Source organism: Varibaculum cambriense (genome assembly GCF_022133705.1).
GTDB lineage: Bacteria > Actinomycetota > Actinomycetes > Actinomycetales > Actinomycetaceae > Varibaculum > Varibaculum cambriense_A.
Genome location: NZ_JAKNHJ010000006.1, coordinates 122869 through 133259, shown reverse-complemented (window position 1 = coordinate 133259; position 10391 = coordinate 122869). Strand labels below are relative to the sequence as shown.

Annotated in this window: 8 protein-coding genes; 6 read left to right on the top strand and 2 right to left on the bottom strand. The window is 51.0% G+C overall.

Annotation, left to right across the window (positions count from 1 at the left end; translation table 11 throughout):
• Positions 1 to 102: 102 nt before the first annotated feature.
• On the bottom strand, positions 103 to 411 hold the full coding sequence (locus L0M99_RS04430) for a thiamine-binding protein (protein ID WP_238127896.1): 309 nt from the start codon (positions 409 to 411) through the stop codon (positions 103 to 105).
• Positions 412 to 803: 392 nt separating this feature from the next.
• Between L0M99_RS04430 and L0M99_RS04425 the strand changes: the two genes are divergently transcribed.
• From L0M99_RS04425 to purF, 6 genes are all read left to right on the top strand, one after another.
• Positions 804 to 4250 carry a phosphoribosylformylglycinamidine synthase gene (locus L0M99_RS04425; RefSeq protein WP_238127895.1) on the top strand — a complete coding sequence of 1149 codons (3447 nt, stop codon included), beginning with the start codon at positions 804 to 806 and terminating at the stop codon, positions 4248 to 4250.
• Complete coding sequence (gene purE, locus L0M99_RS04420; RefSeq protein WP_024058776.1) at positions 4241 to 4711, top strand: 5-(carboxyamino)imidazole ribonucleotide mutase; 471 nt, start codon at positions 4241 to 4243, stop codon at positions 4709 to 4711. The genes L0M99_RS04425 and purE overlap by 10 nt, the downstream gene beginning before the upstream one ends.
• Before the next feature lie 32 nt (positions 4712 to 4743).
• Positions 4744 to 5454, top strand: a complete 711-nt coding sequence (purC, locus tag L0M99_RS04415) for a phosphoribosylaminoimidazolesuccinocarboxamide synthase (protein ID WP_024058777.1) — start codon at positions 4744 to 4746, stop codon at positions 5452 to 5454.
• A gap of 86 nt (positions 5455 to 5540) precedes the next feature.
• Positions 5541 to 6524: a phosphoribosylformylglycinamidine cyclo-ligase gene (purM, locus tag L0M99_RS04410; protein ID WP_024058778.1), complete on the top strand. Its 984-nt coding sequence runs from the start codon at positions 5541 to 5543 to the stop codon at positions 6522 to 6524.
• Positions 6525 to 6563: 39 nt separating this feature from the next.
• Positions 6564 to 7757 carry a phosphoribosylamine--glycine ligase gene (gene purD, locus L0M99_RS04405; protein ID WP_238127894.1) on the top strand — a complete coding sequence of 398 codons (1194 nt, stop codon included), beginning with the start codon at positions 6564 to 6566 and terminating at the stop codon, positions 7755 to 7757.
• A 10-nt stretch (positions 7758 to 7767) separates the two neighbouring features.
• Positions 7768 to 9219: an amidophosphoribosyltransferase gene (purF, locus tag L0M99_RS04400; RefSeq protein ID WP_024058780.1), complete on the top strand. Its 1452-nt coding sequence runs from the start codon at positions 7768 to 7770 to the stop codon at positions 9217 to 9219.
• A gap of 57 nt (positions 9220 to 9276) precedes the next feature.
• On the opposite strand, the gene L0M99_RS04395 is transcribed toward purF, so the two are convergent.
• Positions 9277 to 10173, bottom strand: a complete 897-nt coding sequence (locus L0M99_RS04395; RefSeq protein ID WP_238127893.1) for a DMT family transporter — start codon at positions 10171 to 10173, stop codon at positions 9277 to 9279.
• Between the last annotated feature and the right edge of the window lie 218 nt (positions 10174 to 10391).

Sequence of the window (10391 nt, the reverse complement as noted above, 5' to 3'; positions counted from 1 at the left end):
CCCCCCCCCCCCCCCCCCCCCCCCCCCCCCCCCCCCCCCCCCCCCACCAGATTTTTTACTAACGGATATTAGGCTTTAACCCAGATTTTTAAGCAGCTTACTCTAGGACTGTAACTTATTGAGCGCGGCATCTAGACGGGTTAGTTTCGCGGCCATTTCACCGCTGCGGCCAGGACGAATATCCGCTTTTAGCACTAAAGACACCCGCGGAGCAAAACGCGATACCGCTTCACAGGCGTCCTTTATTACCTGCATACATTCATCCCACTCGCCCTCAATAGTGGTGAACATGGAATCCGTACGGTTAGGTAGTCCCGAATCCCGAATAACTTTTACCGCGGCAGCAACTGCGTCATGAACTCCGCCCTCAGCGTCAGAGGCGGAAGGAGTAATAGAAAATGCAACTAACATATTTTTTACTTTAGTACCTCTGCTAGCGAAACTGACTAGCAGATCCAAGTTCCCAACCCTTTATCCTGATTCTCGTTCATGTGAAAGCAGTCCCTCCAAGCCCAAGTACTTCCTCGGCACTAAGAAAATCGAGAAAAGCTGACACAAATTGCTTGTTGGTTTCTAGTAGCTGATTAGTACGCCAGGCGCTGCCCCTGGTAGGCTAAAAGGGTAGTTGGTTCCTGCGGGCTTGTTTCCATAAGTCCCGGGCAAGCAACTAACAGGCTCCCCGGGCAGCAGGTTTTACCAGAGGTCAGGGGGATGCGGTTGGGTAGTGGGTGAGAATTCAGACGACTTCCCGATACCGCGCGCAAAATTTCATACCGGGCAGCTATTTCATATAAGGGAAGACTTTGAATAAGCGGATTTTCGTAAGGAAAAAGAACGATACTACCCAGTTCAATGTCTATGACATTTTTGGTCTTGACGCGGCTGCACTGGAAAAAGCCAAGTACACCGTATTCGCTGAGATCAACCAGGATCTGGTGCTTGACGAGATTGATATCGATGACTACTACGTCCTCGAATACCTACCGGGACAATTCGACCAGCGTGCCGATGCCGCGGAAAAATGTCTACAGTTGCAAGGCTATGAAGCTACTGTCAAATGCGGATACGGGCATACCGGCAAGGTTGAATTCAATCCCATCGAGATGCGGCTTAAAGATATGTCGGTGCTGGAAAACGAAACTTACGTTCCTAATCGGCAATTGCCTCCCAGTATTGAAATCACCGAAGACTACTATGAAAATGCTGCTTTGGCGATGACCAAAGCAGACTTGCTGTTTATCAAAGGCTATTTCGACAGTATCGGGCGTCTACCTACCGAAACTGAAATTAAAGTAATCGATACCTACTGGTCAGACCATTGTCGCCACACCACGTTTGAAACTGAGCTCACCGATGCCGCTTTTAGCGGTCCTTACGCGGATCGCCTGCAGGAAGAATGGGATCGCTACCTAGAGGAACGCAATAGTGAAAAACCGATTACCTTGATGGATTTGGCCACCTTGGCGGCTAAACGGGAAAAGGTAAAGAACCAGGAAGTCTCCAACGAGATTAACGCCTGTTCGGTATATGTAACTGTGGGCGGCGAGCGGTACATCCTGCAGTTCAAGAACGAAACCCACAATCACCCCACCGAGATCGAACCGTTCGGTGGGGCTTCTACTTGTATTGGGGGCGCTATACGTGACCCCTTATCGGGACGTACCTTTGTTTACCAGGCAATGCGTATTTCCGGCAGTGCCGATCCCCGGATAGCAGACCCCATCGAAGGCAAACTATCCAGTAAGGAAATCACCCAGCGAGCAGCTGCCGGATATTCCTCTTACGGTAACCAGATTGGGCTGGCCACCAACTATGTTAAGGAAATATATCACCCCGGTTATCGGGCAAAACGCCTCGAACTCGGCTTTGTAGTAGGAGCAGCTCCCGCAGAGAACATTATTCGCGAAGAACCTGCCCCCGGCGACTTGATTTTGCTAATCGGAGGACGCACCGGACGTGACGGGATTGGGGGAGCTACCGGATCCTCAAAAACCCACACTCGAGACTCCTCCCAAACCTGTGGGGCAGAGGTACAAAAAGGTAACCCGATTATTGAACGCAAGATTCAGCGGCTCTTCCGCAGAGGCGAGGTCGCCAAGCGGATTAAGAAATGTAATGACTTTGGGGCGGGAGGAGTCTCCGTTGCGATCGGAGAACTGGCTCCCGGCTTGGAAATAGAACTCGACCGGGTACCGGTCAAATACCAGGGGCTAAATGGTACCGAGTTAGCGATCTCTGAATCTCAAGAGCGAATGGCAGTCTGCATCGACCCTACAGACCTGCAGTTTTTCTATGATGCTTGCGCCAGTGAGGACGTAGAAGTAACCCACGTGGCGACCGTGACTGCAGAGCGGCGCCTGGTGATGCATTACCTGGGAGAAACTATTGTAGATATTTCCCGGGACTTCCTCGATACCAACGGGGTGCGTTCCCAAGCTAAGTTTAAAGCCGCATCTAGCGGGGAAATATCTACCCGGCGCAGCGTATCCGGGGCTAACCTACAGGAAAAACTGCAAAATAACCTGGCAGATTTAAATATTTGTTCCCAGCGCGGACTCAACGAAATCTTCGATTCCTCGATTGGTGCCACCACGTTAACTTTGCCCTATGGCGGTAAATTCCAGCGCACCCCCTCGCAGGTGAGCGCGCAGCTGGTATCTCTAGAGGACGGACAGGCCGAGGTAGCCTCAGTAGCGGCCTACGGTTTTGAACCTTCGCTAGCCGAACTTAGCCCCTATCACAGCGCCATCGTTTCCGTAGTGCAATCCATGTCGCGCCTGGCCGCAGCCGGGGTCGATTACCACGACTTGTATTTCACTTTCCAAGAATATTTCCAGCGTCTGAGCGAAGACCCCGAGAAGTGGGGAACCGTGGTGGAAGCCCTGCTAGGAGCTAACCGCGTTTTGCGCCACTTCCACCTGGCCTCCATCGGGGGCAAAGATTCCATGTCCGGCACTTTCGAAGACATGCATGTGCCGCCTACTTTGGTTAGTTTTGCGATCGGTATGCAGGAAGCGGATAAACTGCGCACCCCGGAATTTAAAGCTCGTAATCACCGTCTCTACCTGCTACCAGTGCAGACCGATGAACTGGGGGCAGTAGACCTGGAATCTTTCCAAGCCGCCCTTGATAAGTTGCAAGCGATTAATCCCCTCTCGGCATATGCCCTCGGATATGGAGGGATCGCAGAGGCGCTACCAAAAATGGCTTTCGGAAACCGGATCGGGTTCAGCATCGATACTGAAGAAGATCTATTTGCTTCCCGCTATGGCAGTTTCCTGCTCGAAACCGATCAGCATTTGGACTTACCGCTGTTGGGATACACCGGTAGCTGGTCAGATAGTTCCATTAACGGGCAACGCTTAGATCTGGCAGCTTTACAACAAGCTTGGGAACAGCCCCTGGCAGATATTTTCCCGACCGCTGGCAGCCAGCTTCCTAACGATATTTCTAGGTCTAGTGAAACCTGCCTGACTAAACCGCGCCATGCGCCCTATAGAAAACAAAATCCGCAGGTATTTATCCCCATCTTCCCCGGTACTAACTGTGAATACGATATGGCTCGTGCCTTCGCGCGCGAGGGTGCGCAAGTAGTAACCGAGGTTTATCGGGATGCTGCCTCCTATGCCCGGCAAATCGAGCAAGCCGATATTTTGGCACTGCCTGGGGGCTTCTCCGTGGGCGACGAACCCGATGGCTCGGCAAAGTTCATCGTTTCGGTGCTGCGCCAAGAACAGGTTAAAGAAGCCGTCCACTCCCTACTGCGCAAAGGCGGTCTGATTCTGGGAATCTGCAATGGTTTCCAGGCGCTAATCAAATCCGGATTGCTTCCCTACGGACAGATTCGGGATTTAGATCCGGATTCACCGACCTTGGCCGCAAACGACAGCGGTCATCACGTCGCCAAAATCGTCCATACGGCTATTGCATCGGTAGCTTCCCCCTGGCTCAGTTCCTTTGATGTGGGAGAAGTCCACCATATACCGATTTCTCATGGCGAAGGACGAGTAGTCATGAGCCCTGAGCAGTACCGCGAATGCTCGGCCTCGGGACAGATAGCTACTAAGTATTTAGGGGAAAACCCCAATGGATCTTCCTTCGGAATCGAAGGGCTGTTGGCTCATCAGGGACAAATCCTGGGAAAGATGGGTCATTCAGAAAGGAGCGGTAGCGGGCTATACCTCAACTACTGTCCCGAAATAGAACAAAACCTATTCAGAAACGGGGTTAATTATTTCCGATGGATGTAGCAATCATTTTTGGTTCCGCCTCCGATAAAGAAAAAATGGCGGGCGCGGCCAAATGTTTAGACGAGTTCGGATTGGAATATAAAGCGTATATCGCTTCGGCGCATCGGGTACCGGAACTTTTAGAGAATATTCTAAAAGAGGCCGTGGATTCGGGGGCGAAAGCCATTATCGCCGGGGCAGGGCTAGCGGCACACCTACCCGGGGTAATTGCCTCTAAAGTGACGATCCCGGTAATCGGGGTACCTTTAGACGCGGCCTTAGGTGGTCAAGACGCCCTCTACTCAATCGTGCAAATGCCGAAAGGAATCCCGGTTTCTACGGTGGGAATCAATAATTCCTATAATGCCGCCATGGCCGCGGTGCAGATTATTGGCACCAGCAACGATCAGGTAGCTGCACAGCTAAAAGAGTATCGTGCGAACATGAAGCAAAAGTTTACTGCTGACCCGGTTAGTTTTTAACAGAATAATTTTAGATAAAAAGAAGGCAAATAATGGAAAAGAAAGAGTTCCTGTACGAGGGCAAAGCCAAGAAAATCTATGCCACTGATGATCCCGATAAGGTAATTGTTTATTACAAGGATGATGCCACTGCCGGTAACGGTGAAAAGAAAGGCACCATTGCTGATAAAGGCATTATCAACAATGAGCTCACCAGCTACCTGTTTGAAATGCTGGCCTCGCAGGGAGTAAAAACTCATTTCATTGAAAAGCTCAATGAGCGCGAACAGCTGTGCTGGAAGTTAGATATTGTGCCGCTAGAGGTCATCACTCGCAATATTATTGCCGGTTCTATGGCTAAACGCCTGGGGCTAGAAGAAGGCACCATGCCGAAGAAAATGATTCAAGAGTTCTCCTATAAGGATGACGACTTGGGCGATCCGCTGATCAACTCCGATCACGCGGTGGCTATTGGGGCGGCTACTGAAGAAGAGGTGGCAGAAATCCTGGAAGTAACCGCCAAGATTAACCAGATCCTGTCTGACGCTTTTAAGAAGGAAGGTATCCTCCTGGTGGACTTCAAGATCGAATTCGGTCGCGACAAGGACGGGAACCTGATGCTAGCCGACGAAATTACCCCTGATACTTGCCGACTGTGGGATGCGGAAACCAAGAAGAAACTGGATAAGGATCGTTTCCGCCGGGATATGGGCGGGATCGAAGAAGCCTATAAAGAAATCCTGCATCGGATTACCAAGAAATAGATTTTAGAGCAGATCCTTGGGGGTGGAGGTAACACTTCCACCCCCAGGAGACAGGCCGCTACTTAGGGCAAGGAAAAAGACAGAATATGGTCAGTTATAAAGATGCCGGTGTTGATAAAGAAGCAGGATACGAGCATGTGCGCCGGTTAAAGCAAATGGTCGCCTCCACCCAAAATAAACAGGTATTGGGTTCCCTAGGATCATTTGCTGCCCTCTACGAACTCGGTAAATACCAGGAACCCGTCCTAGTTTCCGGTACCGATGGTGTGGGCACCAAACTGAAAATTGCTTTCTCCTTAAAAAAATATGACACCGTAGGGATAGACCTGGTGGCCATGTGCGTCAACGATGTGCTCTGTCATGGGGCGCGGCCGCTGTTTTTCTTAGATTATTTGGCCTGTTCCGAGCTAGACGCAGAGGTCTCCTCGCAGTTGGTTGCGGGAATAGTTGCCGGATGCAAGCAGGCGGGGGCAGCGCTAATCGGGGGCGAAACTGCGGAGATGCCCGGCTTTTATCAAAGCGGCGAATACGATATGGCCGGTTTTACCGTTGGAGTGGTAGAAAAGGCCAATATTATCGATGGCTCGGCGATTAAAGAGGGCGATGTAGTGGTAGCTCTTCCTTCCTCTGGGCTGCATTCCAACGGGTTCTCCCTGGTGAGGGCGCTGTTTAAAGATCCTTTCCCTGCAGAGTTGCTGACTCCCACTAAAATCTATGTTCCCGAAATCCTGTCGTTGCTGGAGCAAAAAGTAGAGATCCATGGGCTGGCGAATATTACCGGAGGAGGGTTAGAGGAAAACGTACCGCGGATTATTCCTGAAGGTCTTTGTGCGCGGATTGAAAAAGAAAAAGTTCGTATTCCCGCCATCTTTAAACGCGAAGAATTTGGAGCGGTACCCGAAAGCGAAATGTGGGGAACCTTCAATATGGGAGTGGGCTTCACTCTGGTGATTCCCCCAGAGGAATTATCGAAACTAACTGCGTCGCTGCCCGGGGCCTATCAAATCGGAGAAATCTTTAGCAAAGAGCAATGCGACAGTCCTGCTGAGACCCGAATCTGCCTGCTCTGACCGCAAGCAGCAAAGCCAGATAGAAAAGAGATAATACTGATGGCAAAGATTCTGATAGTAGGCAACGGGGGACGCGAAAACGCTATTAAGCGCGCCCTGGGAGCCCACGAAATTGCCCAAACCACGTCCTTAGATATGCAGGAAATCTTGTGCACTGCCCAGGAGTTCGCTGCGGATCTAACTATTGTGGGCAGCGAAGATCTGCTAGTTGCCGGGATTGGGGATCTGTTTAGCCAGGCCGGCATGAAACTATTTGGCCCGGGTAAAGCGGCGGCTCGTCTGGAAGGATCCAAAGCCTATGCCAAAGACTTTATGCACAAATACGGGGTGAAAACCGCCCGCTACCAAACTTTCAGCGACTACGAGACCGCGATTGCGGGACTGGTCGATTTTAACCTCCCGGTAGTGGTGAAAGCTTCTGGACTGGCAGCCGGAAAAGGTGTAATTATCTGTAAAACCGCAGATGAAGCTCGCGATGCGATTGCGCAAATCATGGTTGAGGAACGATTCGGCAAAGCCGGAGAACAGGTTATCTTAGAGGAATACCTGGTCGGCAAAGAAGCCTCTATTCTCAGTCTCGCTAATGAACAAGGGATCTTTCCACTGGTATCTGCCAAGGATCACAAGAAAATAGGGGAGGGGGAGACCGGCCCTAATACCGGCGGAATGGGTACTTTTGCCCCCAATCCCTTCTACACTGCGCAGCGGCAAGCAGAGTTTGAACGTGATATTTTGGCTCCTACCTTAAAAGGAATTCAAGCAGAAGGTCTCGAGTTTGCCGGATGTATTTTCTTTGGACTGATGCTCACCGATAACGGCACTTACCTGCTGGAATACAATATGCGTTTCGGGGATCCGGAAACGCAAGTAGTGTTACCCCTGGTTGAGGGGGATTTTTATCAGCTGCTGGTGGCCTGTATGGAGCGGCGCCTGGAACCTACTGATATTAGAATCCGCGATCAAAAAGCTATTTGCCTGGTGTTGGCTTCGGAAGGCTACCCGGGTAGCTATGAAAAAGGTAAAGAGATTACCGGTCTAGAGGGCGTGGATTACCTGGAAGCGGGAGTGCGCCACGAAAACGGGAAAGCGTATACCAATGGAGGGCGAGTGTTGAATCTAGTAGCCCGCGCGGACACCTTAGAAGCTGCCCGCCAGGTGGTTTACGAAAATGCCCAAAAAGTAGATTTTGCAGGTAAAACCTACCGGAAAGATATCGGTGCGGATGCTATCTAGAGAGGGAAACATGACCGCTCAAATCGTTAATAACCTGGGAGAAGAGTGCGGAGTTTTTGGGGTCTACGGCTCCCCGGACGCCTCTAGCCTGATCTACTACGGTCTACATGCTTTGCAACATCGCGGACAAGAGGGTGCGGGCATTGCGGTCTCCGATGGGGAAACTATTAGGGTTAAAAAGGCAAAAGGTCTGGTTAGTGAGGTTTTCGATGATCCCATACGGCTGGCAAAGCTAAGCGGTTCATGCGGTATTGGACATGTGCGTTACTCAACTTCCGGTAATAACTGGAGCTGCAATCTGCAGCCCTTCGTATTTCATATGCATAACGGGAATATTGCCCTGGCGCATAATGGCAACCTGGTGAACTCTCCGGATCTAAAAGTTGAGTTAGAACGCCAAGGTTCGCTATTTAACTCGAACTCGGATTCAGAAGTGCTAATGCACTTGATTATGCGAGAACAAGGTAGCTTTTACGAGCGGCTCTGTGCAGCCTTGCAGCGGCTACGGGGTGGATTTAGCTACCTGATTATGAATGACGACACCATGTACGGGATCGTGGATCCGCACTGCTTACGACCACTGGTAATTGGAAAGATGAAGACCCGCGGCGGTTGGGTAATCTCCAGTGAAAGTTGCGCCCTGGACTTGATAGGAGCTGAGTTTTATCGGGATCTGCGCGGCGGGGAAATCGCGATTATTGATGAGGACGGACTAAAGATCGAACGCTACTGTCCGCCGGCAGACACTTGCGTGGCCGCCATGGAATATATTTATTTCGCTCGCCCCGACTCCAATATTTTAGGGAAAAATGTTCATGCGGTGCGCAAACAATGCGGGATGACTTTAGCACACGAGCAGCCTACTCCCGGTGCCGATATTGTCATTGGGGTGCCAAACTCCTCGCTGTCGGCGGCCTCTGGCTATGCAGAAGCTGCCCACCTGCCCTATGAAATGGGGCTAGTGAAAAACCAATACGTGACTCGTACCTTTATTCAGCCCAAACAGTCGCTGCGGGAAAAAGGGGTACTGATGAAGCTTTCTGCGGTCAAAGGGATCGTAGAAGGTAAATCGGTAGTGATGGTAGATGATTCTATTGTCCGAGGTACTACTTCTCGGCGGATCGTCAAGCTGCTAAAAGATGCCGGTGCCCGCGAGGTACACGTGCGGATCGCTTCTCCGGAGTTTATTTTCCCCAGTTTCTACGGGATTGACGTTTCCAACTCAGCAGAACTGATTAGCGCCCATATGAATGTGGAAGAGCTACGAGATCATTTGGGGGCAGATTCCTTAGGGTACCTGTCGATACCGGGGTTGGTGGCCTCCGTGGGGCTGAACCTGCCTGGTAAATACGGAGGCCTCTGTATGGATTCTTTCGCCGGTCACTATCCGGCCGGGCTGGGCAGCTATGAACAGGAATATCTAGAGACACAAACCGAGATTCAAAAGAACTTCTCTGCCTAGAATCCCCGCTTTGCTTTAGCAAGCTACCCAGCTGTAGGAGCTGTTCCAACAGCTTTTTTATTCGCCGGCACGGATCATATCGCGCGCGCGATAAGCGGGGATAAGCTCGGTGGCAAGCATAGCCGCAACTACTAAGGAACCCCCGACGATCATTCGCGAGGTCACGTCCTCGCCCCCAAAAAGAACCGCAAAGGCCGCTGCGAACACCGGTTCCATAGTCATTACTACGGCTGCCTTAGTGGGACGCAGGTGTTTTTGCGCCCAGGTCTGCATGATTAAGGCTCCGATGGCTGCGAACACCACCGTGTAAAGCAGCACTGTCCACTGCCTAGCGTCCTGGGGTAACTGCAGACCAAAAGGCAGAGCCGCTAGAAAACAGAAAACACCAATCGCGATTAATTGGATGGCAGCTAAAGTTATGGGATCGTCTTTGGCGGCCCAGCGAGCGGTGAGTACGATGTGGAGGGCAAAAAGAGCTGCTCCCGCCAGAGTTAATAGTTCCCCGAAACCAATGGAGAATCCATCAAGACTCAAAACCATTAATCCGGCCATCGCCACCAGAGCAGCAGCTAGGTTTACTGGCTTAATTTTTTCTTTGAAAAGCAACCACACTAGCAGGGGAGTGATCACTACATACAAGCCGGTAATGAAACCTACCACCGAGGCATCGGCACTCTCTAAGCCTTTAGTCTGTAAGACTTGCGCCGCGGAATAGACTGCACCTAGCGCAAAAGCATGTTGCCAGACTTTTCGGCTAGCCCTCTTTAAGCGAGGAAAAAATATCACTGCCGAAAGTGCTCCCGCGATCACGAACCTAACCCCTAGAAAAGATAAGGTGGTCATCGTGGTCAGCAGGTCTTTGATCAGGAAAAAGGTAGAACCCCAAAAAGCGGTGGTTAGTATCAGCGCTAAAACTGCTAGAGACTGCAGATAGTAGCGATTGAGTCCCTTCAAATCATCCCCCTTTGATTTTCACCGTCATTCGATTCTAGGAGGCTTAGTTGGCGCAAAGCCATTTGTGAGGGTGTGTACTGCGGCACCTTATAGGAATTAGTAAGGAGAAAGAGGACACAAAAGCTGCCCCCTATCGGGCTTAAAGGTATTAGGAGAGGTAACCATGTGCTATTCTTCCTTCAGGAAAACGTTAGGAGCGTGATGGGAATCAGACGGTG

Coding starts and splice junctions, on each gene's coding strand:
- L0M99_RS04430 (WP_238127896.1), bottom strand. CDS start 411: ATGTTAGTTGCATTTTCTATTACTCCTTCCGCCTCTGACGCTGAGGGC.
- purC (WP_024058777.1), top strand. CDS start 4,744: ATGGAAAAGAAAGAGTTCCTGTACGAGGGCAAAGCCAAGAAAATCTAT.
- purF (WP_024058780.1), top strand. CDS start 7,768: ATGACCGCTCAAATCGTTAATAACCTGGGAGAAGAGTGCGGAGTTTTT.
- purM (WP_024058778.1), top strand. CDS start 5,541: ATGGTCAGTTATAAAGATGCCGGTGTTGATAAAGAAGCAGGATACGAG.
- purE (WP_024058776.1), top strand. CDS start 4,241: ATGGATGTAGCAATCATTTTTGGTTCCGCCTCCGATAAAGAAAAAATG.
- purD (WP_238127894.1), top strand. CDS start 6,564: ATGGCAAAGATTCTGATAGTAGGCAACGGGGGACGCGAAAACGCTATT.